The organism is Cupriavidus sp. 8B, assembly GCF_054589115.1.
This window is the reverse complement of the sequence record NZ_BAAILO010000377.1, coordinates 25,863-51,005: the sequence shown is the minus strand read 5'-3', so window position 1 is coordinate 51,005 and position 25,143 is coordinate 25,863. Positions and strand designations below refer to the sequence as shown.

Annotated in this window: 25 protein-coding genes; 16 read left to right on the top strand and 9 right to left on the bottom strand. The window is 67.2% G+C overall.

Annotated features, from left to right (window positions below; genetic code table 11):
- The 4 genes from ACYP5B_RS35015 to gcvA form a co-directional block, all read right to left on the bottom strand.
- Positions 1-288: hypothetical protein (locus ACYP5B_RS35015; RefSeq protein WP_459572718.1), on the bottom strand; the 288-nt coding region annotated here is incomplete at its 3' end.
- Entirely contained in the window at positions 285-845 is a 561-nt protein-coding gene (locus ACYP5B_RS35010) for an RNA polymerase sigma factor (protein WP_318238193.1), read from the bottom strand. The genes ACYP5B_RS35015 and ACYP5B_RS35010, both read right to left, overlap by 4 nt.
- A 241-nt stretch (positions 846-1,086) precedes the next feature.
- Complete coding sequence (locus tag ACYP5B_RS35005) at positions 1,087-1,404, bottom strand: YXWGXW repeat-containing protein (RefSeq protein ID WP_459572717.1); 318 nt, start codon at positions 1,402-1,404, stop codon at positions 1,087-1,089.
- A gap of 141 nt (positions 1,405-1,545) precedes the next feature.
- On the bottom strand, positions 1,546-2,448 hold the full coding sequence (gene gcvA, locus ACYP5B_RS35000; RefSeq protein ID WP_267606055.1) for a transcriptional regulator GcvA: 903 nt from the start codon (positions 2,446-2,448) through the stop codon (positions 1,546-1,548).
- Positions 2,449-2,627: 179 nt separating this feature from the next.
- Here gcvA and ACYP5B_RS34995 point away from each other — a divergent pair, with 179 nt between their 5' ends.
- The 3 genes from ACYP5B_RS34995 (at position 2,628) to ACYP5B_RS34985 (ending at position 5,596) form a co-directional block, all read left to right on the top strand.
- Complete coding sequence (locus tag ACYP5B_RS34995) at positions 2,628-3,614, top strand: tripartite tricarboxylate transporter substrate binding protein BugE (protein ID WP_459572716.1); 987 nt, start codon at positions 2,628-2,630, stop codon at positions 3,612-3,614.
- 12 nt (positions 3,615-3,626) lie between these two features.
- Positions 3,627-4,499 carry an N-formylglutamate amidohydrolase gene (locus ACYP5B_RS34990; protein WP_459572713.1) on the top strand — a complete coding sequence of 291 codons (873 nt, stop codon included), beginning with the start codon at positions 3,627-3,629 and terminating at the stop codon, positions 4,497-4,499.
- A 281-nt stretch (positions 4,500-4,780) separates the two neighbouring features.
- Positions 4,781-5,596 (top strand): BspC domain-containing protein, encoded by an 816-nt coding sequence (locus ACYP5B_RS34985; protein ID WP_459572712.1) that lies wholly within the window; start codon positions 4,781-4,783, stop codon positions 5,594-5,596.
- Between the two features lie 58 nt (positions 5,597-5,654).
- Here the strand turns inward: ACYP5B_RS34985 and ACYP5B_RS34980 are convergent, their stop codons facing one another.
- Together ACYP5B_RS34980 and yaaA are read right to left on the bottom strand one after the other, a co-directional pair.
- The gene (locus tag ACYP5B_RS34980; protein ID WP_459572711.1) at positions 5,655-6,797 is read right to left on the bottom strand and encodes a M14 family metallopeptidase; all 1,143 of its coding nucleotides are present in this window, start codon (positions 6,795-6,797) and stop codon (positions 5,655-5,657) included.
- Positions 6,798-6,888: 91 nt separating this feature from the next.
- Positions 6,889-7,674 (bottom strand): peroxide stress protein YaaA, encoded by a 786-nt coding sequence (gene yaaA / locus ACYP5B_RS34975; protein WP_459572710.1) that lies wholly within the window; start codon positions 7,672-7,674, stop codon positions 6,889-6,891.
- 39 nt (positions 7,675-7,713) lie between these two features.
- Here yaaA and ACYP5B_RS34970 point away from each other — a divergent pair, with 39 nt between their 5' ends.
- Positions 7,714-8,280 (top strand): putative toxin-antitoxin system toxin component, PIN family, encoded by a 567-nt coding sequence (locus tag ACYP5B_RS34970; protein WP_459572709.1) that lies wholly within the window; start codon positions 7,714-7,716, stop codon positions 8,278-8,280.
- A gap of 54 nt (positions 8,281-8,334) precedes the next feature.
- Positions 8,335-9,522 carry a pyridoxal phosphate-dependent aminotransferase gene (locus ACYP5B_RS34965; RefSeq protein ID WP_400097867.1) on the top strand — a complete coding sequence of 396 codons (1,188 nt, stop codon included), beginning with the start codon at positions 8,335-8,337 and terminating at the stop codon, positions 9,520-9,522.
- A 136-nt stretch (positions 9,523-9,658) separates the two neighbouring features.
- Here the strand turns inward: ACYP5B_RS34965 and ACYP5B_RS34960 are convergent, their stop codons facing one another.
- A complete protein-coding gene (locus ACYP5B_RS34960; protein ID WP_318236071.1) occupies positions 9,659-10,300 on the bottom strand; it encodes a glutathione S-transferase in 642 nt (213 codons plus the stop codon).
- A gap of 233 nt (positions 10,301-10,533) precedes the next feature.
- Between ACYP5B_RS34960 and ACYP5B_RS34955 the strand changes: the two genes are divergently transcribed.
- The 8 genes from ACYP5B_RS34955 (at position 10,534) to ACYP5B_RS34920 (ending at position 20,272) form a co-directional block, all read left to right on the top strand.
- The gene (locus ACYP5B_RS34955; protein WP_459572708.1) at positions 10,534-12,057 is read left to right on the top strand and encodes a 3-hydroxyacyl-CoA dehydrogenase; all 1,524 of its coding nucleotides are present in this window, start codon (positions 10,534-10,536) and stop codon (positions 12,055-12,057) included.
- A gap of 93 nt (positions 12,058-12,150) precedes the next feature.
- Positions 12,151-12,930, top strand: coding sequence for an oxepin-CoA hydrolase, alternative type (locus tag ACYP5B_RS34950; RefSeq protein WP_400097871.1), 780 nt, complete (start codon positions 12,151-12,153; stop codon positions 12,928-12,930).
- Positions 12,931-13,031: 101 nt separating this feature from the next.
- The gene (locus ACYP5B_RS34945; protein WP_459572707.1) at positions 13,032-13,766 is read left to right on the top strand and encodes a histidine phosphatase family protein; all 735 of its coding nucleotides are present in this window, start codon (positions 13,032-13,034) and stop codon (positions 13,764-13,766) included.
- Positions 13,767-13,841: 75 nt separating this feature from the next.
- Positions 13,842-14,918 carry a phosphotransferase gene (locus ACYP5B_RS34940; protein ID WP_400097873.1) on the top strand — a complete coding sequence of 359 codons (1,077 nt, stop codon included), beginning with the start codon at positions 13,842-13,844 and terminating at the stop codon, positions 14,916-14,918.
- A 259-nt stretch (positions 14,919-15,177) separates the two neighbouring features.
- Positions 15,178-16,185 carry a Bug family tripartite tricarboxylate transporter substrate binding protein gene (locus tag ACYP5B_RS34935; protein ID WP_267606043.1) on the top strand — a complete coding sequence of 336 codons (1,008 nt, stop codon included), beginning with the start codon at positions 15,178-15,180 and terminating at the stop codon, positions 16,183-16,185.
- A gap of 132 nt (positions 16,186-16,317) precedes the next feature.
- On the top strand, positions 16,318-18,111 hold the full coding sequence (locus ACYP5B_RS34930) for a vWA domain-containing protein (RefSeq protein WP_459572706.1): 1,794 nt from the start codon (positions 16,318-16,320) through the stop codon (positions 18,109-18,111).
- Positions 18,112-18,209: 98 nt separating this feature from the next.
- Positions 18,210-18,830, top strand: coding sequence for an RNA polymerase sigma factor (locus ACYP5B_RS34925; protein WP_267606041.1), 621 nt, complete (start codon positions 18,210-18,212; stop codon positions 18,828-18,830).
- Positions 18,827-20,272 carry a hypothetical protein gene (locus ACYP5B_RS34920; protein ID WP_459572705.1) on the top strand — a complete coding sequence of 482 codons (1,446 nt, stop codon included), beginning with the start codon at positions 18,827-18,829 and terminating at the stop codon, positions 20,270-20,272. The genes ACYP5B_RS34925 and ACYP5B_RS34920 overlap by 4 nt, the downstream gene beginning before the upstream one ends.
- A gap of 28 nt (positions 20,273-20,300) precedes the next feature.
- On the opposite strand, the gene ACYP5B_RS34915 is transcribed toward ACYP5B_RS34920, so the two are convergent.
- Positions 20,301-21,236, bottom strand: coding sequence for a LysR family transcriptional regulator (locus ACYP5B_RS34915; protein ID WP_400097880.1), 936 nt, complete (start codon positions 21,234-21,236; stop codon positions 20,301-20,303).
- Positions 21,237-21,428: 192 nt separating this feature from the next.
- Between ACYP5B_RS34915 and ACYP5B_RS34910 the strand changes: the two genes are divergently transcribed.
- Complete coding sequence (locus ACYP5B_RS34910) at positions 21,429-22,691, top strand: acyl-CoA dehydrogenase family protein (RefSeq protein ID WP_267606038.1); 1,263 nt, start codon at positions 21,429-21,431, stop codon at positions 22,689-22,691.
- 157 nt (positions 22,692-22,848) lie between these two features.
- The gene (locus ACYP5B_RS34905) at positions 22,849-23,541 is read left to right on the top strand and encodes a glutathione binding-like protein (RefSeq protein WP_459572703.1); all 693 of its coding nucleotides are present in this window, start codon (positions 22,849-22,851) and stop codon (positions 23,539-23,541) included.
- Positions 23,542-23,574: 33 nt separating this feature from the next.
- Here ACYP5B_RS34905 and ACYP5B_RS34900 read toward each other — a convergent pair whose 3' ends face one another.
- Positions 23,575-24,336 (bottom strand): hypothetical protein, encoded by a 762-nt coding sequence (locus tag ACYP5B_RS34900; protein WP_459572702.1) that lies wholly within the window; start codon positions 24,334-24,336, stop codon positions 23,575-23,577.
- 385 nt (positions 24,337-24,721) lie between these two features.
- Here ACYP5B_RS34900 and ACYP5B_RS34895 point away from each other — a divergent pair, with 385 nt between their 5' ends.
- On the top strand, positions 24,722-25,111 hold the full coding sequence (locus tag ACYP5B_RS34895) for a helix-turn-helix domain-containing protein (RefSeq protein WP_318236065.1): 390 nt from the start codon (positions 24,722-24,724) through the stop codon (positions 25,109-25,111).
- Positions 25,112-25,143: the final 32 nt, after the last annotated feature.

Here is a 25,143-nt window from a genome sequence, read left to right as displayed (position 1 = left end):
GCCGGCCCGGCCGACGCCGGCCAGGCCCAGCCCGGACCACCACCACGGCGCGCGCGGCGCGCTCGCGCTCGCGCTCGCGCTCGCGGCGATGCGGCGCTGCAACGCCGCATCCGGGGCCGCCACCTCATGCGCGGCCAGCAAACGGTCGAGCGCGGCAGCTTCGGCCAACGCGCCAAGCTGCCCGGGAGCGGCGGCCATGGCCTGGCCCTCGGCCCGCTCCCCTTCGGGCCAGCGTGCCGGGTTGGCACCATAGCTCTCGGTCAGTGCGTGAAATCTCTCAGGTGTCATCGCAAGTCCTCGTGATGGCCGTCCTGCATGAGCAAGTCGCGCAGGTTGCGGCGTGCGCGCGCGAGCAAGCTTTCCAGCGCCTCGATGCTGATGCCCATCAGCGCGGCGGCCTCGCCATTGGGCAACTCCTGGTAGTACTGCAGCACCAGCGCCTCGCGCTGGCGCGGCGGCAGCTTAGCCAGCGCCGCGCCCACGCGCGCGCCTTGCGCCGCTGCATCCAGCCCGTCCTCGGGCCCCGCCCCGGACGCCGCGGGTTCCGGCAAGGAATCCATGGCCTGCTCGCGCGTGCCGCGCAAGCGGTCGTAGCAAAGGTTCAGCGCCACCCGATGCAGCCAGGTGTCAAAGCGCGCCCGGCCGGGTTGCCAGCGCGCGGCCTGCTTCCACAAGCGCATGAAGACTTCCTGCGCCACGTCTTCCGCTTCGCCGCGGTCTCCCAGCATGCGCGTGGCCAGCGCCAGCACGCGTGGCAGCTTGCGCGAGACCATCTCGCGCACCGCGGCTGCGTCATGCTTGCCGACCCGCGCCAGCAGCGCATCGTCCGGATCTGTGTCGCTCAATGGGTGTGGTTCCGCGTTGCCGGTTCATCCTTCTCGCACGCCGCGCCCGCCCCCCGGGGCAGGCGCGGCTTCCCCCGTCAGTAGACAAAAACCGGCGCGCGATAGTGATAGTAGGCAGGCCGGGCCGGCACGATCACGCAGCCAGACAACGTGACGGCGACCAGCGCCGCGATCAGAAGGCTTTTCATCGATTTCCCCTTGCTGTGGTTACTGCCTTCGCGCTTGACCCATGTCATGCCGGTCACGGCGCCCAATGCCCTTCGACCCAGCGCCATTGCGGGCCGCGCGCCACCCAGTGCCCCGGCACCCAGCGGTAGCCCGCCCGGGCAGGCCGCCAATGCCCGACCAGCCAGACGTAGGCGCCATTGCGCCATTGCCAGTGGCCCGGATCCCAGACGTAGCCGCCACGCGCGGGCGGCAGGACCTCCTGGCGCATCGGCGGGGGCGCCGAGGGCGCGATCACGATGGTTTGCGCGAATGCCGGCGCCAGCGCGAACGCCGCCGTCATGGCAACGCCCAGGCGGGCCAGGCTAGATGAGAGGGCAATTGACCTGCGCATGAGAGCCTCCAGTCCACAATCCACAGCCTGGCGCCGCTTCGCGCGCAGGCTTGTCATGTCTGTCATGTCTCTTAAACGCAGGCGGGCGGAAAAAACCGTCGCGGAAAAGCGTAAGTTTTGATTACAGCGGGGACGCGCGGCTCACGCCACCACGTCGACGCCTTCCATCACCCATTGGCGAAAGGTCTGCAGCGCCGGCAGATGCTGTTTCTGCTCGGGATAGCAAAGGTAGTAGCCCTTCTTGCTCAGCACCCGCGCCGGATGCGCCACCACCAGCACGCCGGTGGCAAGCTCCTCCTCGATCAGGCAGCGCGGGATCAGCGCGATGCCGAGCCCCGACATCGCCGCCTGGGTCAGCAGCGAGAACTGGTCGAAGCGTGCTCCGCTCCACGCCTTGCGGGTCGCCACGCCAAGCTCGGCGAACCAGTCGGGCCAGGCTTCGGGCACGGTGGTGTGGTGCAGCAGCGAGAAGCGCAGCAGCCCCGACGGCGCGCGCGCCATGCCCTCGGGCTCCCCTGCCAGCAGGGCCGGGCGGCATACGGGCAGGACTTCGCGGCCGGTCATGTAGTCGGCCAGGCTGCCAGGCCACATGCCGTCGCCGAAGCGGATGGCGGCATCGAGGTCGGGCTGGGAAAAGTCGTAGCCCTGCGCGTGCGGCACGAATTCAAGGCTGACGTCGGGATGCTTCTCGAAGAACTGCGGCAAGCGCGGAATCAGCCACTTGGCGCCCAGCGTGGGCATGCTGGCGATGTGCAGGGTGCCACCCCGGCCTTGCTTGGCGATCAGCTCCACCGTGGCGGCCTCGATCTCGGTCAGGCTGGGGCGGATGCGGTCCAGGTAGCGCTGGCCGGCATCGGTCAGCATCAGGCGCTGGCGCACGCGCTCGAACAGTTCCACGCCAAGGAAGGCCTCCAGGCTGCGCACCTGCTTGCTCACGGCACCCTGCGTGACGTGGAGCTCCCGCGCCGCGGTGGTGAAGCTGTTGTAGCGTGCGGCAGCCTCGAAAGCCTGCAATTCAGTCAGCGACGGACATAAGCGTCGCATAGATAACCCCTTACTTCGCTACCAAACGGAATGATCGCACGATTTTATTTCGTTTGCGGTGTGACTGCACGAACAAGCAGAATCAGGGAAGCCTTTCCTTTCCCCGCTTTCATCGCTTTAGTTGCTTTCATCGCGTCAAGCCCTTTCCTCCTCTCCTCCGTCCATTCAGGAACCGAACCATGCAACGCCGTAACATGCTCCGCCTCCTTGCCGCCGCCACTGGCGCCGCCGCCGCCGGCCTGTCGCTGTCGGCCGCTGCCCAGGGCACGTACCCGACCAAGCCGATCTCGCTGGTCGTGCCGTTCCCGGCAGGTGGCACCACCGACATCGTGGCGCGCATCGTGGCCGACAAGCTCGGCCAGCAACTGGGCCAGACCGTGGTGGTGGACAACCGCGGCGGCGCCGGCGGCAGCATTGGTACCGGTTACCTGGCCAAGGCCGCGCCGGACGGCTACACCCTGGGCATCGCCACCGCTTCCACGCACGGCATCAACCCGGCCGTGTACCCGCGCCTGTCGTATGACGCAACCAAGGACTTCACCACCATCACCAACCTGGCTTCGGTGCCTAACGTGATGAGCATCAACCCGGCGGTGAAGGCCAACGACATGAAGGCCTTCATCGCGCTGGCCAAGGCCCAGCCGAACAAGATGGCCTACGGCTCGGCCGGCAACGGCAGCGTCTCGCACATGATGGGCGAGCTGTTCAAGATGAGCAGCAAGACCGAACTGCTGCACGTGCCGTACAAGGGCGTGGGCCCGGCGCTGAACGATGCGCTGGCCAACCAGGTGCAAGTGCTGTTCGACAACCTGCCGTCCTCGCTGCCGTTCATCGAAGGCGGCAAGCTGCGCGCCCTGGCCGTGGCCTCGCCCAAGCGTGTGCCGGCCCTGCCCAATGTGCCGACGTTTGCCGAGCTCGGCCTGCCCGAAGTCAACGACGCCGCCTGGTTCGGCCTGATCGCGCCGGCCAACCTGCCTGCCGACGTGCAAGCCAAGCTGCACGACGCCACCGTCAAGGTACTGGCGCTGCCCGAAGTAAAGGCTAAGCTGGAGAAGCTGGGCGCGGTGCCGGTTGGCAACACGCCGGCGCAGTTCGCCGTGCAGATCAAGACCGAAGTGGCGAAGAACAAGCGCATCGCCGCAGCAGCCAAGATCACCCTGGATTAAACGACGCACATCATGACGGAAGCAGACCGAAAGACCGGGCTCAGCCCTTACCTCCTGCAACTGCCGCAAGGCGAGAGCAGCCCGCTCTTTCTCGATTCGCCGCATAGCGCCACCAGCTACCCGGCCGATTTCCGGCCGGCGGCCGGCTTGCCCCTGTCGCTGCTGCGCCAGGCCGAAGACACGTTCGTCGACGAGTTGTACGCCGACGCTCCCGCACGCGGCATTGCGCTGCTGTGCGCGGGCTTCCCGCGCAGCTACCTCGACGCCAACCGCGGCATCGAGGAAATCGACGAAGCCGTGCTCGACGCGCCCTGGCCCGGCCCGCGCCAGGAAACCTCCAAGACCCGTCTTGGCAAGGGCCTGGTGTGGCGCGTGCTGGATACCGGCGAGGCCATCTACGACCGCAAGCTGAGCGTGGCCGAGGTGCAGGCGCGCATTGCGCAGTACTACCTGCCCTACTATGCGCAACTGCAGAAGCTGGCCGATCAGGCCGTCGCCACGCACGGCAGCGCCTGGCATATCAACTGCCACTCGATGCCCAGCGAGGCGGCGCAGTACGCCACCGAGCATCCCGGGCTGCAGCATCCGGACTTCGTGGTGGGCGACCGCGACGGCACCACCTGCGACACGCGCTTCACGGACCGCGTGGAAGGCGTGCTCAAGGACATGGGCTACGACGTCTGGCGCAACCACCCCTACAAGGGCGTGGAAATCGTGCGCGTGGTGGGCCAGCCGGCGCAAAAGCGCCACAGCCTGCAGATCGAGATCAACCGCAAGCTGTACATGGACGAAGTCGGCCTGGTGCACAACGCGGGCTTCGGCAAGCTCAAGGCCGACCTCAACGCGCTGCTGGACGACCTCAAGGTCTTCGTCAAGACCATCTGAGCGATTCAGCGTTTTCAAGTTTGAAGGCGCTGAAAACCGGGAGGCCCGCCGCGCAATGCGTGGCAGGCCTCACCGGCACCCCACTCCTATCTCACACCTCGCGCCGCCATCCCCGGGCGGCCCGTGCAGCCGGGCAGAACGCTGCACTCTGCTGCACATCCCGCATGCTTTCACTTCGGGCAGAACCCTAAAGTCGGGAGATTTCGGAACTTTGCTGCATGGGTTTCCTCTATCATGGCAGACCTTTGCCAACCCCTTATGCTCCAAAGCAAGACGATCCCGTGATCCGACGAATCTCTGACCTCCTCAGCAGCCGGCTGTGTGCGCTCGCTGCTGCAGTGGCAGGTGCGATCGCCCTGGTGGGCTGCGCCGATACCCCGCTCAACGATCGCGACGCCGTGGTGACCCCCGGCATCGCCACCCCGGCCGCCAAGGCAGCCGCTGCCAACTCCACATCCAGCCGCCCCGCGCCGACCCCGCCCGCCACCGCCGCACCGCCTACCAAGACCGTGACCCTGCCCGCGCAAGGCCGCGTGAGCCTGGCCGAGTACCGTGCGCAGATGCGCGAGCAACTGATGCAGACCGAGAATGCCAGCGCGGATGTGGCCGATTGCGCCGCGCACGCCAGCTGGGTGGTGCCACGCTCGGCCACCTACGACGCATTGAAGATCCCCACCGGCGCGCTCGGCGCCGGCCAGGCTACCGTGGAGCCATGGGACGGCCGCTTCTCGCAAGGCAAGCAAGCGGTGCCCGTCAGCTCCGTGGTGACATTCTCCGCGACCGCCCACAAGCGCCGCGCCGAAGCCCAGTGGGAACCGGTCAAGGTACGCTGCGGCTATGCCGACGGCATGATGCTGGCCTATGAATTGCTCGATGGCAGCGGCACCGTCATCAGCGAGCCGGCGGCAGCGCCCGCGGTGCGCAGCAGCAGTACGCGGCAGGCCACCAGCAGCAAGGGCCACAAAGGCAGCAAGGCCAGCAAGTCCAGCTCGGGCAAGGCCACCAAGTCGACCTCGTCCAAGTCGAGCAGCAGCAAATCGACCGCCAAGAGCAGCGGCGCCAAGACCACGAGCAAGTCCACCAAGAAGGCGCACTAAGGCCTGGCCAGGCGCCTGCGGCCCGTTTGGGGGCGGCCTGGCGCCTGGCCGCGCATCCTCAGCCCAGTTGCGCCAGCACCGCCTGCAGCAACGCCGCGCCCAGCAAGGCGCTGCGCGCGCCGTTCCAGCCCACCACCGGATCGGGCTGGTCGGCGTTGTCCTTGAACGGCATCTCCAGCGTCAGCGACAGGCAGCCAAAGGTATGGCCGATGTACTTCGAAGCCAGCTTGAGCGCGTCCTGGTTGTACTTGCTGGCAGCGTAGCCGTGCACGTCCTGGAAGTCCGGCGTCGCGCGCTTGAACGCGTCGATGAAGCGAAGCTGTTCGGCTTTCTGCGCCTCGGTAAAACCGGGCAGCATCTCGCTGCCCGCGACGAAGTTATAGGGCAGGCCCTCGTCGCCATGGATGTCGAAGAACATGTCGCAGCCGGTGGCCTCGATGGCGCGGCGCACGTGATACACCTCCGGGCTGGTCTGCTCGCTGGGGGCCATCCATTCGCGGTTGAGGTTGGCGCCGGCCGCATTGGTGCGCAGGTTGCCGCGCGCCGAGCCATCGGGATTCATGTTCGGCACGATATGGAACACGGCGCGCTCCAGCAGGCAGCGCGCCACCGGGTCGCCGGCCCACATGCCGGTGCCCGTCAGGCGCTGCAGCACGCCCTCGCAGAACCACTCCGCCATGGTCTCGCCGGGATGCTGGCGCGCGATCATCCAGATGGTCTTCTTGCCGTCGCCGGGCGTGCCGACCGTGATCGCGGTCATGTCGCGTCCGTCTACCGTGCTGCCCAGGTGCGACAGCCGCGCCAGCGGCGAACGCTGGCAGGTGGCCAGCAGGGACAGGTGGCGGTCTTCGGAGTACGGCTCGAAGTAGGCCAGCCAGACGCTGTCGTGCTCGGGCGTGAAGGCCACCGTCATGGTGCTGCCATCGAAGCTGGTCGGCACGCGGAACCAGTGCGCGCGGTCATAGGAGGCCACGGCCTGGTAGCCGCGCCAGCCGTCGGGGTAGGTACAGTCGCCGGCATTGAGGAACTGCAGGCGGCAAGACTGGCCACCCGCGCCCTGCAGGCGGAAATGGAACCACTGGCGGAACTCGGCGTGCGAGTCGGCGCGGATGCGCAGGCGGATGTCGCTAGCTTGCGCAAGCGATTCGACTTCGATGGCGCCCGCGTCGAAACTGGCGGAAATATGCAGGGCTGAACTCATGGTATGGCGTCTCGGAGGGTGCGTGCCGGGAAGCCTGTGGGCCATCCCTGGCGCTGGGTTCGGGGGCGATAGGCCGTAGCCGGAGCGCGTGTCAGTCTTCCAGGCGGCGGCGGAAGACCCAGCGGGCATCGTCGGAAGCCGCGGCGTCAAAGACGTAGCCGTGCTCGGCAAAGCGCTTGAGCTTGGCCGGCTCGGTGATGCGATGCGTCACCGCGTAGCGGGCCATGAAGCCGCGCGCCCGCTTGGCATGGAACGAAATGATCTTGTAGCGGCCGCCCTTCCAGTCCTCGAACACCGGCGTGACAATCCTGGCGCCGAGCACCTTGGGACGCACCACCTTGAAATATTCCTCGGAGGCCAGGTTGACCAGGGTCGGGCTGCCTTCCGCCTTCTGTGCCTTGAAGTCATCGTTGAGCAACTGCGTGACGTCATCGCCCCAGAACGCATAGAGATCCTTGCCCGCCACGTTGTCCAGGCGCGTGCCCATCTCCAGCCGGTAGGGCTGCATCCAGTCGAGCGGGCGCAGCACGCCGTACAGGCCGGACAGGATGCGCACATGTTTTTGCGCGAAGCCAAGCTCGTCGGCCGACAGGCTGGACGCGTCGAACCCCTCGTACACATCGCCATTGAAGGCGAGCACGGCCTGCTTGCTGTTGGCCGCGGTGAACGCCGGCGACCAGTCGCCATAGCGGGTGGCATTGAGTACCGCGAGCTTGTCCGAGATGTCCATCAGCGCCCCGATATCCTGTGGCGCGAGCTTGCGCAGCCGCTCGATCAACACCGCCGAGCGGTCGATAAAACGGGGCAGCGTATGGGTCTTCAGACGCGCGGGCGTCTCGTAGTCGAGCGACTTGGCAGGGGACAGGACGATGAGCATGGCAAAATCGCGGCAAACACAAAGGCCAGATTGTAACGAATGCACCCCGACTCCACCGCAGTACCCGTCAATTCCCCGCCGCCCCCGCAGGCCATTCCCGGCCCCGGCCCCGTTCCCGGCCTGCTGGCGCCGCGGGTCGTGCTCGACTCCAACATCTGGGTCGACCTGCTGGTCTTTGTGGATCCGCATGTCGAGCCCATCCGGGCCGCGCTGGACGCCGGCGCCATTGCTGCGGTGATCCGCGCCGATTGCCGCGAGGAGCTGCGCCGAGTGCTGGCTTATCCGCAATTTGCCCATTTTGGCGTCGATATTCCTGCCGCCATGGCCACGGTCGACCGGTTGACCACCGCCATCGCCACCCCGGACGAAGCCGACACGCTGGCCGCCCGCCTGCCGCGCTGCCGCGACACGGACGACCAGAAGTTCATCGAGCTGGCGCACTTTGCCCAGGCCGCCTGCCTGGTCTCCAAGGACAAGGCCGTGCTCAAGCTCAAGGGCCGCCTGCGCCGCCAGAGTGGCGTGGAAATCATGCTGCCCCAGGCCTTCGGCAGCTGGCTGGCAGCGCGTGAGGAGGCCACGGCGCAGGCGCCGGCCGATCCCCGCTAGAATGCCAGCATCGTTTTCCGCCCATCCCGACCGCCTAGCCTGACGCAGCTTCCCATGCCCACGAACCTCTCCGCCCAGCCCGGCACCCTTGCTCCCTTCACGCCGCCGATTTCGCGCCTGCCCAAGGTCGGCACCACCATCTTCACCGTGATGTCGGCGCTGGCCGCCGAGCGCAATGCCGTCAACCTCGGCCAGGGCTTCCCGGATTTCGACTGCGACCCGAAGATCGTCGATGCCGTCGCGCATGCGATGCGCTCGGGCCTGAACCAATACCCGCCGATGGCGGGCGTGCCCAAGCTGCGCCAGGCCATCGCCGACAAGATCGGCAAGCTGTACGGCCATGCCTACGACTGGGACAGCGAGATCACGGTCACGGCCGGCGCGACGCAAGGCATCCTGACCACCATCCTGTGCGCCGTGCACCCGGGCGATGAAGTGATCGTGCTGGAACCCTGCTACGACAGCTACATCCCCGCGATCGAGCTGGCCGGCGGCAAGGTGGTGTCGGTGGCGCTGGACGCGCCGCACTTCCGCATCCCCTTCGACCGCCTCGCCGCCGCCATCACGCCGCGCACGCGGATGCTGCTGATCAACACGCCGCACAACCCCACCGGCACCATCTGGCGCGCCGGCGACATGGACCGCCTGGCCGACTTGCTGGCAGGCACCGACATTCTGTTGCTGTCCGACGAGGTGTACGAGCACATGGTGTTCGACGGCCAGCCGCACCAGTCGGTGTCGCGTCACCCTGAGCTGGCACGCCGCAGCTTCGTGGTGTCGAGCTTCGGCAAGACCTACCACGTGACCGGCTGGAAGGTGGGCTATGTGGCCGCGCCGGCCGCGCTCTCGGCCGAATTCCGCAAGGTGCACCAGTTCAATGTGTTCACGGTGAACACGCCCGTGCAGCATGGGCTGGCCGACTACATGGCGGATCCGGCGCCCTACCTGGACCTGGCGGCCTTCTACCAGGCCAAGCGCGACTTCTTCCGCAGCGGGCTGGCCACCACGCGCTTCAAGCTGCTGCCGTCGGACGGCACCTACTTCCAGTGCGTGGACTACTCCGCCATCTCGGACATGAGCGAGGCGGATTTCTCGATGTGGCTGACGCGCGAGATCGGCGTGGCCGCGATTCCCGTCTCGGCCTTCTACTCGCAGCCGCGCGAGTCTGGCGTGGTGCGCTTTTGCTTTGCCAAGAGGGAAGAGACGCTGGCGCTGGCGCTGGAGCGGTTGAAGGCGCTGTAAGCGCCTGTGGGCCTGCGTTCGGCGCTGGTTATTTGATCAGTATCGGTCCTGCGAGCCGCTACCACCCAAACCCCGCCAACTCATCAATGCAAAACGCCCGCGGATCGCGGGCGTTTTGCCTGGTGCAATCCCTGGCTTACTTGCGGCCGCTCAGCATCAGCTCGGTATTCACCTTGCGATCCGCGTTCATCTTCTGCACGGTGGGCCGCTCGCCCATCCGCTTCAGGTACTCCTTGACTGGCAAGTCAGCCAGCATATCCGTACCGTAGATGATCTTGGTGCACGACGAGATCAGCGGGAAGTGCACCACGGCGGCGCAGTCCGCCAGCGTGAAGGTGTCGCCGGCCAGGTAGGGCGAGAACTTCGCCAGCTTGCCGAAGGCGGGGATATATCGCTCCAGCAGCTTCTTCTGGCGTTCCTTGACGCCGTCGCTGACCTTGCCGCCGAAGAACGCTTCGGGGTAAAGCTCGCGCGCGGTCAGCTCCAGGTACAGCTCCAGGAAGGTCACCAGTTCGCGCACCTTGGCAGCCTCGTAGGGGCTGGCCGGCAGCAGCGGCGCTTGCGGGTAGGTCGACTCGATATACGCGTCCAGTACTTCGGACTCGCATAGCGGGCCGTGATCGGTGATCATGTAGGGCACCTTGCCCAGGGGCGAGGCTTCGAGATCGGTCTTGCCGATCCAGGCCAGCTCCTCCTCGAACGGCAGGTTCTTTTCCAGCAAAGCCAGCTTGACCTTGTTGTAGTAGTTGCTGGCGGCAAAACCACAGAGCTTCAGCATGTCGTCTCTCTCTCCTCGTTATTGCGTGATTGGCAACCCACCAGGTGGATCGCGATGAAATCAGGGGCTAAGGTGCCCTGCCCGCACATTGACAAGCAGGCATTGTGTGCCATGACAGACTCTGGCGGTCCGCGTTGGCCGATCAGCGCACGCCGCCTGCATCGCCCCACTGTCGCAGATGATGCAGAAAACGTACGATCGTGCTAATTTAACCACACTTCTCTGGACGCACTATGAGCACTTTCACCATTGACTCGCTGGGCATCGTCGGCACCGGTGCCATGGGCCGGGGCATTGCGCAGATCGCCGCGCAGGCCGGGCTGACCGTCAGCCTGTACGACACCAACCCGCAAGCCGTGGCGGCTGCCCGGCAATACCTGCAGGATACCTTCGCCAAGCTGGCCGAGAAGGGCAAGATGAGCGCCGAGGACAGCGCCGCCGCGCTGGCCCGCGTGCTGCCCTGCAATGCGCTGGAAGACCTGGCCGGCTGCGACATGGTGCTCGAAGCCATTGTCGAGAAGCTGGAAGTCAAGCGTGACCTGGTGGCCAAGCTTGAAGCCATCCTGCGTCCGGATGCCGTGATCGCCTCCAACACGTCGTCGCTGTCGATCACCGCGATCGCGGTCGGCGCGAAGCAGCCGGGCCGCATCGCCGGCTATCACTTCTTCAACCCGGTGCCGCTGATGAAGGTGGTCGAGGTGATCGACGGCCTGTCCGGCGACCCCGCCGTGGGAGACGCGCTGATGGCGCTGTCGCGCCGCCTGGGCCATACCCCGGTGCGCTGCAAGGACATGCCCGGTTTCATCGTCAACCATGCCGGCCGCGGCATGAACATCGAAGGCCTGAAGGTCGCGCAGGAAGGCGTGGCCGAGTTTGCCGACATCGACGCCATCATGCGCGAGCAGGCGGGTTTCCGCATGGGCCCCTTCGAGCTGATGGACCTGACCGGGCTGGACGTCTCGCACCCGGTGATGGAATCCATCTACAACCAGTTCTACCAGGAACCGCGCTACCGCCCGTCGCCCATCACCGCGATCCGCTCGGTGGGCGGGCTGATCGGCCGCAAGGCCGGCGCCGGCTTCTACCGCTACGTGGACGGCCAGAAGCAGCTGCCCGCCACCGCCGCCGTGCCCAGCGCGCGCCCGGCCAGCGTCTGGGTCAGCCTGAACGACGAACGCGGCCATGGCATGGCCGTCAAGCTGCTGCTCTCGCTGGGCATCACGCCCGAAGCCGGCAACCGGCCCTCGGACGACGCCCTGATCGTGGTGACGCCGCTGGGCCTGGACGCCACCACCTGTGCCCTGCATGAGGGCCTGGACCCCACCCGCGTGGTCGCCATCGACACGCTGCTGCCGTTTGAAGCCACCAAGCGCCGAACCCTGATGACCACGCCGGCCACGTCTGCCGCCATGCGCGAGGCCGCGCACGGCCTGTTCGGCAGCGACGGCGTGCCCGTGACCGTGATCCGCGACTCGGCCGGCTTCGTGGCCCAGCGCATCATCAGCTGCATCGTGAACATCGCCAGCGACATCGCGCAGCAGCGCATTGCCACGCCAGTCGACATCGACCTCGCCGTCAACCTCGGCCTGGGCTACCCCAAGGGCCCGCTGGCGCTGGGCGATGTCATCGGCCCGCACCTGGTGCTGACCGTGCTGCGCAACCTGGAGCGCCTGACCGGCGACATGCGCTACCGCCCCAGCCCGTGGCTGTGGCGCCGCGCCGGCCTAGGCCTGTCGCTGCTGGCCGAAGAGCAGTAAGAACCGCGACCGCAGGCTTGTTTTGGGCCTGCGGTCGTTTTGTATCCGACACCGCATTTGCATCGTTGCATTCGCTCATCCGTACAGGCCACCATGACCGCACAGCTGCTCACCGAACGCGTCGACACCACCCTGGTGCTGACCATCTCGAACCCCGAAGCACGCAACGCGCTGCATCCGGACATCTACGCGGCCTCGCAGGAAGCGCTTGAGCTGGCCTCGCGCGACGACGAAATCCGCGCGGTGGTGATCACCGGCGCCAACGGCGTGTTCTGCGCCGGCGGCAACCTCAACCGCCTGCTCGGCAACCGCGCCAAGCCGCACGAGGTGCAGGCCGAGAGCATCGAAGTCCTGAACCACTGGATCGAAACGCTGCATGCCTTCCCCAAGCCGATCATCGCGGCCGTGGAAGGCCCCGCTGCTGGCGCCGGCTTCTCGCTGGTGCTCGCCTGCGACTTCGTGTTGGCCGCCAGCGACGCCAAGTTCGTGATGGCCTACGTCAACGTTGGCCTGACGCCTGACGGCGGCGGCTCGTACGAGCTGGCCCGCGCGCTGCCCCGCCAGCTCGCCTCCGAACTGATGATGGAAGGCAAGCCCGTGGATGCGGCGCGCCTGGCCCATTTCGGCCTGGTGAACCGCGTGGTGCCGCCCGGCCAGGCGTTGACCGAAGCGCTGCGCCTGGGCGAATCGCTGGCCGCGCGCTCGCCGCATGCCATGGGCCGCATCAAAGGCCTGATCAACCACGCCGCCACCGCCAGCCTGACCGAGCACCTGGCGCAAGAGCGCGACAGCTTCGTGGCCGCGCTGCATCACAAGGACGGCGGCGAAGGCATCAGCGCCTTCCTGGAAAAGCGCAAGCCGAACTACCGCTGAACCTCTGCGCCGGGTTCGCCCATGCGCGCACCCGGCCTCGCAATGCCACGCCAACGATGCCCGCGCAGACGGGCACAAAAGCACAAGCACCGGAGACCTGCATGGAACTGCCGCCCTCGCCCCGCCGCCGCGTCTACCTGATGCGCCATGGCGCGGTGACCTACTTCGACGAGACCGGGCGCCCGGCGCTGCCCGAACTGGTGCCGCTCAACGAGACCGGGCGCGAACAGGCCAGCGCGGCTGGCCGCGCCTTTGCCGCCGAGAACATTCGCTTTGACCGCATCATCGTCAGCGGCCTGCCGCGCACGGTGGAAACCGCCGAGCGCGTGCTGGCGGAACTGCCCGGCATGGCCGACGCCGCGATGGAAACCTGGCCCGAGCTGCAGGAAATCCGCGGCGGCAAGCTGCAAGGCATCAGTGACGACAAGCTGCGCGATGCGTTTATCGGCGCCTTTGAAGGCGAAGTGCCGGAAGACAAGCGCTTCCTCGATGGCGAGAGCGTGGGCGAATTCCTCGACCGCGTGCTGCCCGCGCTGCGCCGCCTGTGCGACGACCCGAACTGGGACACCGCCCTGCTGGTCCTGCATGGCGGCACCAACCGCGCCATCCTCTCTCACGCCATTACCTGCGGGCGCCGCGTGTTCTACGGCAGCCTGATGCAAACCGCCGGTTGCATCAACGTGCTGGACGTGGGCGACGAGCCGCTGGACTGGGTGGTACGCATGATGAATTACTCACCGCCCACACCGGTGCACAGCGGTACGCGCCACACCACCATGGAAGTGCTGCTGCATCAGTACCTGCGCTTTCGCGGCCTGCGCCGGCCGGCCAGCTAGCCACGCCGCAGACGGAAAAAAAAGACAGATTCGAATCTCGGAAAACCCGGAACATACCGAAAACACGGAGACAGCATGAGCACCAACGTTTCGAATTTCGAAGGCACCCGCGAGGTAGCCGAGCAGCAACGCTTCGACATGGCCGCGCTGGAAGCCTGGATGCGCGAGCATGTGGCCGGCTTTGCCGGTCCGCTCTCCATCGAGCAGTTCAAGGGCGGCCAGTCCAACCCCACCTTCAAGCTGGTCACGCCGGGCCAGACCTACGTGATGCGCGCCAAGCCCGGCCCCAAGTCCAAGCTGCTGCCCTCGGCCCACGCCATTGAACGCGAATACCGCGTGATGGCCGCGCTGGCCGGCACCGACGTGCCGGTCGCCAGGATGTACGCCCTGTGCGAAGACGAAACCGTGATCGGCCGCGCCTTCTACATCATGGAATTCGTCGCCGGCCGCGTGCTGTGGGACCAGTCCCTGCCCGACATGACGCCGGCCGAGCGCGGCGCCATCTACGACGAGATGAACCGCGTCATCTCCGCGCTGCACACCGTCGACTACAAGGCCATCGGCCTGGGCGACTACGGCAAGCCGGGCAACTACTTCTCGCGCCAGATCGAGCGCTGGACCAAGCAGTACAAGCTGTCCGAGACCGAGAGCATCCCCGCCATGGACTCCCTGATAGCCTGGCTGCCCGAGCATATCCCGCAGGAAGACGCCGATCTCACGTCCATCGTGCATGGCGACTACCGGCTGGACAACCTCATGTTCCACCCCACCGAGCCGCGCGTGCTGGCCGTGCTCGACTGGGAACTGTCCACGCTGGGGCATCCGATGGCCGACTTCGGCTACCACTGCATGAGCTGGCACATTGCCCCAGGCCAGTTCCGCGGCATCGCCGGCCTGGACCATGCCGGGCTCGGCATCCCTGACGAGGCAAGCTACCGGCGCACCTACGAGCAACGCACCGGCCGGCCCATCACGGGCGACTGGAATTTCTACCTGGCCTTCAGCATGTTCCGCATTGCCGGCATCCTGCAGGGGATCATGAAGCGCGTGGTGGACGGGACGGCTTCGTCCGCGCAGGCCGCGGATGCCGGAAAGCGTGCCCGGCCGATGGCGGAAATGGGCTGGGAGTACGCAAGGAAGGCAAAGCAATAACAATCTGGCGCTTCGCCGGGATCATCAGGAAGCCTCTTCCCTCACACTGCGGGAAGAGGCTTTTTTACTGGGCAAGTTATCGTATCAGATGATGTGCCGCCTGGCTTTCTGCATCAAACCCATCGCCCCGCCGCTCAGGTTCGCCATCCGCCACACCGAAAACCCTGCCAGGAAAATGCCCTGGACCCGCCCGGGACTTCCGGCTATGATCCAACAGATACGACAACATACAACTAATACAAATCTGGAGACAAAGCCGATGCCAAGCAACCGCCGCACCTTCCTGACCCAACTCTCGACCCTGGGCGCCACCGCCACGCTGGGCAGCCTCGGCGCAGCCGGCACCCTGCTCTCGTCCCCGGCCAAAGCCGCCGATTGGCCCACCCGCCCGATCCGGCTGGTCGTCCCTTACCCCGCCGGCGGCTCCTCCGACATCATCGCCCGCCTGATCAGCCGCCAGCTCGGCGAAGCCCTCGGCCAGCCCATCGTGGTAGATAACCGCCCGGGCGCCAACGGCAATATCGGCGCCGCCATGGTCGCGCAGGCCGGCACCGACAATCACACGCTGCTGCTGTGCGATGTCGGCGCGCTGGCCATCAGCCCTTCCGTCTATACCAAGCTCACCTTCGATCCGGGCAAGGACCTCAAGGGCGTTTCCATGCTGGCGTATTCGCCGCATTTGCTGGTGGTCCATCCCTCGGTGCAGGTCAGCAACCTCAAGGAGCTGGTGGATCTGTCCAAGCGCACCCAGCTCAACTTCGCCGTGACCGCCATCGGCAGCGCGCCGCACCTGGCTGGCGTGGCGGTGGCGCAAGCCACCGGCGCGAAATGGCAGTACGTGCCTTACAAGGGCGGCGCGCAGGCGGTGGCCGATACCGTGGGCGGCACGGCCCAGGTGCTGATGAACGGCATGCTGGCTACGCTGCCCCAGGTGCAGGCGGGCAAGCTGAAGGTGATCGCCGTTTCCAAGAAAACACGCATGCCGCTGGTGGGGCAAGTCCCGACCATTGCCGAGCAAGGCGTGCCGGGCTTCGAATCTGGCACCTGGCAGGGCGTGATGGCGCCGGCCGGCATGCCCGATGCGCTGGTGGCGCGCATCAGCAGCGAGCTGATCCGCATCATCCGCTCGCCGGACGTGCGCGCGCAGCTCGCTGGCCAGGGCGCGGAAGTGGTGACCATGACGCCGCCGGAAACCAACAAGTTCTTCGGCGCCGAGCGCGCACGCTGGGCGACCGTGGTGAAGCAGGCCGACATCCGGCTGGACTGACCTGCGCGCCGGGTCTTGGCCAGTTCTTGCTTTTTTTTTGATCGCGCTTAACCCCTTGCGCCAGGCTGCCTCGTTTCACTGACAGCGCCCTGCCGCCGGCATCGCCGGCGCGGCCCTTCAGGAGAAAAGAACATGCTTAAGCGCTTGGGAGCCTTGGCCATTGCCTTCGCGGTGGCCGCCTGCGGTGGTCATTCCACCACCGCCCCTACCCCGCCGGATTCGCCCGCGCGAGCCGACAACGCAGCCCCGGCCATGCAGCCGGTCGCGCCGCCCCCGGTTGCCCCAGCCACCCCAATGCAAAGCGTGCCCGCGGCAAAAGCCCGCGACGCGGCGTCCCCCGCCAGGGAGGCGATCGCCGGGGCCGTTGCGGATGCGCGCGCACCCGCCATGCACGCCCAGCCCGCGGCGCCCTTGGCGCTGATGGTTCGCCCCATGCCCTACCCGCAGCCGCAGCCCGGGCCAGACCGCGAGCGCTATGGCGCCATCGACGAGAACGGCGTGCAGCAGGTAGCCCAAGCTCCCGTCTCCACTTTCAGCATCGACGTCGACACCGGCAGCTACAGCAATGTGCGCCGCCTGCTCAACGCCGGCCGCCTGCCGCCGGCCGACGCGGTGCGCGTGGAGGAGATGATCAACTACTTCCCGTACGACTACGCGCAGCCACGCGACGGCCGTCCCTTTGCCGTGCACGCCGACGCCGCGCCCGCGCCATGGCAAGCGCATAACGTGCTGCTGCGCATCGGCATCAAGGCGGCCGACGCGGCGCGCGACAGCCTGCCGGCGGCCAACCTGGTGTTCCTGGTCGATGTGTCGGGGTCGATGTATTCGCCCGACAAGCTGCCGCTGCTGAAGTCTTCGCTCAAGCTGCTGACCAACGCGCTGCGCGCGCAGGACCGCATCACGCTGGTGACCTACGCCAGCGGCACGCGCGTGGTGCTGCCGCCGACGCCGGGCAGCGACAAGGCCGCCATCTCGTCGGCCATCGACTCCCTGGTGGCAGGCGGCTCGACCGCCGGCGCGAGCGGCATCGCGCTGGCCTACCAGGCCGCGCAGCAGAGCTTTATCGCGGGCGGCATCAATCGCGTGTTGCTGGCAACCGATGGCGATTTCAATGTCGGCATCACCGACTTCCGCCAGCTCAAGGCCCTGGTCGCGGAGAAGCGCAAGTCGGGCGTTTCGCTGTCCACGCTGGGCTTTGGCACCGGCAACTACAACGACCAGCTGATGGAGCAGCTGGCCGACGCCGGCGACGGCGCCTACTCCTATATCGACAACCTGATGGAAGGCCAGAAGGTGCTGGTGGAAGAGTTCAGCTCCACGCTGGCCACGGTGGCGCGCGACGTCAAGATCCAGGTCGAGTTCAACCCCGCCACGGTCAAGGAGTACCGCCTGATCGGCTATGAGAACCGCGCGCTCAAGCGCGAGGACTTCAACAACGACCAGGTCGATGCCGGCGATATCGGTGCCGGCCACACCGTGACGGCGCTGTATGAGCTAACGCTGGCTGGCCAGCCAGGCCTGATCGACCCGTTGCGCTACCAGCCGGCCAGCCCCGCCGCCCGGCCGGGCAACGGCATCGCCGGCGAGCTGGCCCACATCAAGTTGCGCTACAAGCTGCCGCAGGCGCAAACCAGCGAGCTGATCGACCTGCCGGTGCAGGCCGCCTCGGTGCGGCCGCTGGCGCAGGCCGACGACGCTTTGCGTTTCGCCACGGCGGTAGCCGGCTTTGGCCAGTTGCTGCGCGGCGGCAATCATGTCGGCAGCTGGACCTACGCCGATGCGCGCACCCTGGCGCTAGGCGCGCGCGGCACCGACCGCTTCGGCTACCGCGGCGAATTCATCAAGCTGGTCGACCTGGCGCAGGCCTTGTCGACGCGCGCGCCGCTGGCGCAAGGCGGGGAGCCTGCCGGGGAGCCACCACGCTGAGGCCACCATCCCCACCATCGGCCGGGCTGCTCGCGCGCAAGCGCCCGGCACGGACAGCCCCGCACAGCCGCGCGCGGGGCTGTCATATACTCCCGCGCATGCATGCCTCCCCGCCTGGCGCCTCGCCATCCCAACCCGCAGCCGGACTGTCCGCGCTGCCGGACACCGACCTGATGCTGCTGGTCGCCAACGGCCTGATCGAGCAGCCGGTGGCCGAGCTGTTCCGCCGCCACAACGCGGCGCTGTACAACTACGTGGCCTGGCTGTGCCAGGGCAACACCGGCGAGGCCGAGGACGTGACCCAGAAGACCTGGGTCAAGCTGATGACCCGCTGCGCAGACTACCAGCCCAGCGCGGCCCTGCGCACCTTCCTGTTCCAGATCGCGCGCAATACCTGGCTGGACCAGTTGCGCGGCGCCTACGAGCGCCAGCGCGACACGCTCGACGAGACGCACCTCGCCATGCCTGCGGACGACCTCAGCCCCGAGGCCGAGGCGCAGTTGCGGCAGAACCTGCAGGGCGTTCGGCAAGCGCTGCTGGCGCTGCCGGCGGCGCAGCGCGAGGTGATCGTGCTGCGCTTCTTCAGCGAGATGAGCGTGGAGGACATCGCCCTGACGCTGGGCGAGAAGTTCGAGACCATCAAGAGCCGGCTGCGCTACGCCTTCGCGCGGCTGCGCGAGAGCCTGGCGGCCACGGCGTCGCAGGAGCGGCTGCCATGAGCGCGGACGAACGCTTCATCGCCGGAGAGGACCGGCTCGCGGCATTGCTGCGCGAGCTGCCCGCCTTTGTGCCGCCCGCCTCGCTGGAGGCATCGGTGATGGCCGCGGCGCGTGCGGAGCAGGCAGCGCGCAACGCACCCGCGCCGCTGCCGCAGGCCTCGCTGCCGGCCAAGGTCCGGGCCTACGCCGAACAGGCCGAAGCCCCCGCCGACGATGCCGAACTGGATTTCACGCCGCCGGCCGGATTGCAGGCGTCGGTCATGGCGCAAGCCGCGCGCATGCAGGCGGCACAGGCCACGCGCCGCAATGCGGTGCTGGAGGAAGTCCGGCGCGGCGACGCGCCGCAGCGCGTGCTAGGCGCGCCGGTCAGCGAGGCTGCGCAGGCGTGGCTGCGTGAACAGGCGCACCCCGCGCAGCCAGCCGCAGGCGAGCAGGCAGCTGGCAAGCCGGCCCGTGCGCGCCCGGCCCGGCGCTGGTGGCCCGTGCTGGGCGTGCTCGCCGCCACCCTCGGCGTGGGCGTCTTGTCGCTGCAGATCGTCATGCGCCAGTTGGACCTGCGCGATGGCGAAATCACGTTGCCGGCCCAAGCCCCGGCTCCCGCAGCGGACACGGCGGCAAACAAGGCGGCAAAGCAGGCGGATGCCGCCAAGCCGGTTGCGCAGGCGGCAGTGCGGCCGGCAGCGCAGCCGGCTCCGGCTCCGCAAGCAGAATCCGCTGGACAGCCGGCATCGCCGCGCGCGGATGCGCCAGTGCCTGCGCCCCCCGTGCAACCCGCACAGCCTGCGCCTGCACAGGCCAGCCCGCCTGCCACGGCCAACGCACAAACCCATCGCGCGCCGCCCGCCGAGGCACAGGCCAAGGCCGCGCAGCGCCTACCCGGCCGGCTAGCGGAACAGCGTGCATCTGAACCCAAGGAAAGCGCAGCAGGCACGACTGGCGCGCTCTCTGCCGGAGCGCCACCCGCCGCCGCAGCCGCAGCTGCGGTACGTGCGCCGGCTCCCATGGCTCCCATGGCGCCGATCGCGCCGCCAGCCCCGATCGCACCCATCGCCCCACCGGCGCCAGCGCCCACCATGGAGCCGCCCAGGTTCGCGCTGCGCGCCAGCCCGTCACAGCAGGCCGATGCGGCACGCGCACCCGCGCCTGCTGCACGCGTGCAAAGGGTGGGAACATTGACGATGAGCTTGCGGGAAGAGCCTCAGCTGGCCGTGGAGCGCTTGCTGTCCGCCCCAGCGGGGGCAGAGCCCGCCGCCGGGGCGCAGCTCGCGCTGCGCATCACGGCGTCGGCGCCGGCAAGCCCCGAGGTTAGGGCCTGGGTCGAACGGCTATGGCAGGCAGTCCCACCCGAACACCGGCCGCCGCTGCCCTATGCGGTGCAGGCCGACAGCACGTTGCCGCCAGCCACCGTGCGCATCGAGCGCCAGCCCGACAGCGCACCGTGAAAGGTGGCGCAGGGCAAGCCGGACGCGCTCAGCCCTGCGCCACCTCGCCTACGCTACCGCCCAGCGCGTTGATCACCGCCAGCAACTGCTCGCGCAGCCAGCGATTGGCGCCGTCGTTCTCGCCGCCGGCGTGCCAGTAAAGGTGCAGCTCCAGCGTGGGCACCTTGAAGGGCAGCGAGAGCAGGCGGTTGGCATAGGGCTCATTAGCGATGCGCGCATAGCGCAGCGGCAGCGTGGCCAGCAGGTCGGTGCAGCTCACCACGCGGCAGGCCGCGGCGTAATGCTGGCAGCGCAACCGCACCCGGCGCGTCAGGCCCATGCGGTGCAGCGCCTGGTCTTCCAGCCCGGCCCCGCGCCGGCGCGAAGACACATGCACATGCTCGGCGGCCAGGTAGCGCTCCAGCGTCAGCTCCTTCTTCATCAGCGGATGGTCGCGCCGGGCCAGCACCACCATCGGGTCGGCCATGAAGGGCGTGTGATGGATGGCCGGCGACACCGGCAGCAGGATATCGATGGCGGCATCGAGCGTGCCCGCCAGCAGTTCCGACTCCATCTCGCGCCGGTCGAAGCGGATCGCCGCGATCTCCACCTGCGGCGCCACCGTGGTCACGCGCGCCATCAGGGGCGGCAACAAGGTGGACTCCAGTGCATCGCGCATGCCGATGGTGAACCGGCGCACCGTGGCCGCCGGATCGAAATGCGGCGTGTCCTGCAAGGTGCGGGCGAAGGATTGCAGCGCTGTGCGCACTTCGGCGGCCAGCGAGCGCGCCAGCGGCGTGGGCGCCATGCCCTGCCCCCGCCGCTCGAACAAGGGGTCGTCAAACAAGGTGCGCATGCGCCCCAGCGCGTGGCTGACCGCGGGCTGGGTCAGGTTAAGCTGGCGAGCGGCGGCCGTGATGCTGCCTTCGCTATAGATAGCGTCGAACACCACGAAGAGATTCAGGTCGATGCGGGATAGCTGCATGACGGGCATTCTGGCATGGAATGCACAGTATTGATACTGGCAAATCCAGAAAATTCATTTTTCTAATTACCTGGATTGCGGTACAGTCCTCTCCAGTCGGCGCAAACCGCGTCCGCCGGTGCCGGGAACGGCCCACCGCAATCCGCGGCGGCCCAATCGATGCCGGCCTCATTCAGAGGTGGAGGAGACAACATGCAATTCGAGTACACCCCTAAGGTCAAGGAAATGCAGGCTCGCCTGCTGGCCTTCTTCGACAAGCACATCTATCCGAACGAGAAGCGCTTCTACGCCGAGATCCAGGCCAATCGCCAGGCCGGCAACGCCTGGGTCCCGACCAAGGTGATCGAGGAACTCAAGCCGCTGGCCCGCGAAGCCGGCCTGTGGAACCTGTTCCTGCCCCATTCCAAGCGTGCTCCGGAAGGCCTGTCCAACCTGGAATACGCACCGCTGTGCGAAATCATGGGCCGGGTGCCCTGGTCGGCTGAAGTCTTCAACTGCGCCGCGCCCGATACCGGCAACATGGAAACGCTGGAGCGCTACGCGTCGGAAGAACTCAAGGACAAGTGGCTGGAACCGCTGCTGCGCGGCGAGATCCGCTCGGCCTTCCTGATGACCGAGCCGGACGTGGCTTCGTCGGACGCCACCAATATCCGCTGCAGCATCCGCCGTGATGGCGACGAATACGTGATCAACGGCACCAAGTGGTGGTCGTCGGGCGCGGGCGACCCCCGTTGCCAGGTCTATATCGTGATGGGCAAGACCGATCCGGAAGCGGGCCGTCATGAGCAGCAATCGATGATCGTCGTGCCGGCCGATACCGCAGGCATCACCATCAAGCGCTACCTGCCGGTGTTCGGCTACGACGACGCGCCGCACGGCCACATGGAGATCGAGCTGAAGGACGTGCGCGTGCCGGCAGCCAACATCCTGCTGGGCGAAGGCCGCGGCTTCGAGATCGCCCAGGGCCGCCTCGGCCCGGGCCGTATCCACCACTGCATGCGCAGCATCGGTGTGGCCGAGCGCGCGCTGGAACTGCTGTGCAAGCGCGCCCTGTCGCGCGTCGCCTTCGGCAAGCCGGTGGCCGCCCAGGGCGTGACGCGCGAGCGCATCGCCGAAGCCCGCTGCGAGATCGAAATGGCGCGCCTGCTCACGCTCAAGGCCGCCTACATGATGGACACCGCGGGCAACAAGGTGGCCAAGGCCGAGATCGCCATGATCAAGGTCGTTGCGCCGAACATGGCCCTGAAGGTCATCGACTGGGCCATCCAGGTCCACGGCGCCGCCGGCGTCTCGGACGATTTCCCGCTGGCCACGTGGTGGGCGCATCAACGTACCCTGCGCCTGGCCGACGGCCCGGACGAGGTGCACCGCAACGCCATCGCCAAGCTGGAACTGGCCAAGCACATGGGCGTGAGCCCGGACGACATCAGCATGCCGGTGGCACGCGGCTTCTAAGCCGCATTCAGCCCCACCGCCGGCCCTGCTGGCTACATGGAAAACGCGCAGCCTGCCTGCGCGTTTTTTTCTTCTGTGCTTAAATCGCGCGGTTCGCCACGTCAGTGGTTGATGTGGCGGTTCACGATTGCACGATCGCAGCCAGGAGCCTTTCCCGATGATCGACGTCTACAGCTGGCCCACGCCCAACGGACACAAAATCCACATCATGCTCGAGGAGTGCGGCCTAGCGTACAAGATCCACCCCATCAATATCGGCGCCGGCGACCAGTTCGGCGAAGCATTCCTCAAGATCAGCCCGAACAACAAGATCCCGGCCATCGTCGACCCCGACGGCCCGGACGGCGAGCCCATCTCGCTGTTCGAGTCCGGCGCCATCCTGCTGTACCTCGCCGGCAAGACCGGCAAGTTCCTGCCCGAGGATGTGCGCGGCAAGTATGACGCGCTGCAATGGCTGATGTTCCAGATGGGCGGCGTGGGCCCGATGCTCGGCCAGGCGCACCATTTCCGCATGTATGCGCCAGAGCAGATCGAGTACGCCATCAACCGCTACACCAACGAGGCCAAGCGCTTGTACGGCGTCATCGACAAGCAATTGTCGGAACATGCGTGGCTGGCCGGCAGCGAATACTCCGTGGCCGACATCGCGACCTTTCCGTGGCTGCGTAGCTGGCAGAACCAGGGCGTGGAGCTGGACGACTATCCGCACTTGAAGCGCTGGTTCCTTGAGATCGCCGAGCGGCCCGCCGTGAAGCGCGGCGTCGCCGTGCTGGCGCAGGAACGCAAGCCGCTGAGCGGCGACAAGGAACGGGAAATCCTGTTCGGCGCCACGCAATACCAGCGCCGCTGAGCAGCAGGCCAGGGTGGCCACGGCGCCGGGCGATCAATGCAGGGAAATCGCCTGCCACTCGCCCGCGCCGGCCACGCGCGCCGGCGCCTGCAGGCAGCACAGCAGGCTCGCCACGGGATACAGCGCATCGATCCGGTACGCTTCATCGGGATCCGGCGCGAAGACCATGCCAGGCTGCAGGTACGCCACCTGCCGCTCGACGTGCGGCCAGGGCGAATGCCACTGCAGGCATAGCGTGCCCGCATGGCAGGCCGCCCAGTTCAGCCCGCCCGCGCGCAAGCGCAGCGCCCATTCCGGCTCGCCCTCTGCCAGCGAGACAAAGGCCGCGTTGGCGCGCGGCACGCCATGCGCGCCGCGTTCCGGGCCATCGGCCTGCCAGAGATCCGCCTGGCCCACGGCAAAGGCATCGTAGCTACTGGTCGCGCCCGCACCCACCAGCCCGACGGCATTCGGATCCAGGATCGCACGGATCAATACCGTATCCTGCAGCACCGCCAGATGCAGGCGCTCGGCCTGGCGCAGCGCATACACGCCACCCGCGGACACCAGCACCGGCTCGCCGCCCAACGGCGTCAGCTTGATCGTGCCGCACAGGCAAGCCCACCACTCGGCACGCGTCGTGACAATGCCGGACTGCATCGCGCCTTGCGGCAAAAAGATGTAGTCACCACTGCTGCCCAGGCCGGCGGCCTCTGGCACCACCCTCACCTGCAGGCCCACGCGCAACTGCGACGCGGTACCACCGGCCAGGATCTCGCCGCGCATCTGCGCGTCGAACAACGAAAAAATACGCATAGCACCCCACTCTCCGCGTAATGGAAAAAACAGCGCCGCGCTTCCCGGGGGATTGGAGTGCCTCTATGCCGAGGTCGTGGTCTTTTTGGCCTGGTGCCTTGCCGCCTTAACAGGATGCCGAGGCGGCTCGCCTCTGGCTTGTGGCCGCGGACCCCATTCGTATCATTTGGACAAGTTCTAGCCCTTCGCCGGCGGGCATCATCAGCAGGTTGTGGGCACCGCCCTACTGCCGATTTTTGCCATAAACATTTTTGCCATAAACATCACGTATGCCATATATACCATACATACAAAAACTGCCACCTATAGTACGTGCTACTATAAGGCGTCGCTACAAAGAGGTCAAACCCTTAGCCTCGATCCGTTCTCAATCACGTATAGCGCCATGGTCGCCGATCCTCTCAAGCTCTTCGGGCTGCACCTTGCCGAGCTGCGCAAACAGCGTGGCTGGTCGCAGGAAAAGCTCGCTCTCGAAAGCGGCATGGCGCGCTCCTACCTCAGCGGTATCGAGCGCGGCGTGCGCAATGTTTCCTTGATCAATATCTGCGCGCTGGCCGGCACGCTTGGCGTGGACGCCAGCGAGATGCTCAACTTCAGCGAGGCCGACAACAGCGGCAGCGGCGGCGCGCTCGTGCTGGAGCAACGCTGCGCCGAGTTCAACATCACTCCGGCACAGCGCGTCACCGTGCGCCATATGGCCTTGATGACCGATACAGAGCAGGACGTGATCGCATCGGTGGCGCGCACGATCGCCGTCAGGGCCATGCAGGCCTGACGGCGCCGGGCCGATCAGCCGCGCCGGGCGGC

What these genes read in the sequence shown, in the direction of transcription:
- ACYP5B_RS35005 (WP_459572717.1), bottom strand. Translation starts at nt 1,404, where the DNA reads ATGCGCAGGTCAATTGCCCTCTCATCTAGCCTGGCCCGCCTGGGCGTT.
- gcvA (WP_267606055.1), bottom strand. Translation starts at nt 2,448, where the DNA reads ATGCGACGCTTATGTCCGTCGCTGACTGAATTGCAGGCTTTCGAGGCT.
- ACYP5B_RS34995 (WP_459572716.1), top strand. Translation starts at nt 2,628, where the DNA reads ATGCAACGCCGTAACATGCTCCGCCTCCTTGCCGCCGCCACTGGCGCC.
- ACYP5B_RS34990 (WP_459572713.1), top strand. Translation starts at nt 3,627, where the DNA reads ATGACGGAAGCAGACCGAAAGACCGGGCTCAGCCCTTACCTCCTGCAA.
- ACYP5B_RS34980 (WP_459572711.1), bottom strand. Translation starts at nt 6,797, where the DNA reads ATGAGTTCAGCCCTGCATATTTCCGCCAGTTTCGACGCGGGCGCCATC.
- yaaA (WP_459572710.1), bottom strand. Translation starts at nt 7,674, where the DNA reads ATGCTCATCGTCCTGTCCCCTGCCAAGTCGCTCGACTACGAGACGCCC.
- ACYP5B_RS34970 (WP_459572709.1), top strand. Translation starts at nt 7,714, where the DNA reads ATGCACCCCGACTCCACCGCAGTACCCGTCAATTCCCCGCCGCCCCCG.
- ACYP5B_RS34965 (WP_400097867.1), top strand. Translation starts at nt 8,335, where the DNA reads ATGCCCACGAACCTCTCCGCCCAGCCCGGCACCCTTGCTCCCTTCACG.
- ACYP5B_RS34960 (WP_318236071.1), bottom strand. Translation starts at nt 10,300, where the DNA reads ATGCTGAAGCTCTGTGGTTTTGCCGCCAGCAACTACTACAACAAGGTC.
- ACYP5B_RS34955 (WP_459572708.1), top strand. Translation starts at nt 10,534, where the DNA reads ATGAGCACTTTCACCATTGACTCGCTGGGCATCGTCGGCACCGGTGCC.
- ACYP5B_RS34950 (WP_400097871.1), top strand. Translation starts at nt 12,151, where the DNA reads ATGACCGCACAGCTGCTCACCGAACGCGTCGACACCACCCTGGTGCTG.
- ACYP5B_RS34945 (WP_459572707.1), top strand. Translation starts at nt 13,032, where the DNA reads ATGGAACTGCCGCCCTCGCCCCGCCGCCGCGTCTACCTGATGCGCCAT.
- ACYP5B_RS34940 (WP_400097873.1), top strand. Translation starts at nt 13,842, where the DNA reads ATGAGCACCAACGTTTCGAATTTCGAAGGCACCCGCGAGGTAGCCGAG.
- ACYP5B_RS34935 (WP_267606043.1), top strand. Translation starts at nt 15,178, where the DNA reads ATGCCAAGCAACCGCCGCACCTTCCTGACCCAACTCTCGACCCTGGGC.
- ACYP5B_RS34930 (WP_459572706.1), top strand. Translation starts at nt 16,318, where the DNA reads ATGCTTAAGCGCTTGGGAGCCTTGGCCATTGCCTTCGCGGTGGCCGCC.
- ACYP5B_RS34925 (WP_267606041.1), top strand. Translation starts at nt 18,210, where the DNA reads ATGCATGCCTCCCCGCCTGGCGCCTCGCCATCCCAACCCGCAGCCGGA.
- ACYP5B_RS34920 (WP_459572705.1), top strand. Translation starts at nt 18,827, where the DNA reads ATGAGCGCGGACGAACGCTTCATCGCCGGAGAGGACCGGCTCGCGGCA.
- ACYP5B_RS34915 (WP_400097880.1), bottom strand. Translation starts at nt 21,236, where the DNA reads ATGCAGCTATCCCGCATCGACCTGAATCTCTTCGTGGTGTTCGACGCT.
- ACYP5B_RS34910 (WP_267606038.1), top strand. Translation starts at nt 21,429, where the DNA reads ATGCAATTCGAGTACACCCCTAAGGTCAAGGAAATGCAGGCTCGCCTG.
- ACYP5B_RS34905 (WP_459572703.1), top strand. Translation starts at nt 22,849, where the DNA reads ATGATCGACGTCTACAGCTGGCCCACGCCCAACGGACACAAAATCCAC.
- ACYP5B_RS34900 (WP_459572702.1), bottom strand. Translation starts at nt 24,336, where the DNA reads ATGCGTATTTTTTCGTTGTTCGACGCGCAGATGCGCGGCGAGATCCTG.
- ACYP5B_RS34895 (WP_318236065.1), top strand. Translation starts at nt 24,722, where the DNA reads ATGGTCGCCGATCCTCTCAAGCTCTTCGGGCTGCACCTTGCCGAGCTG.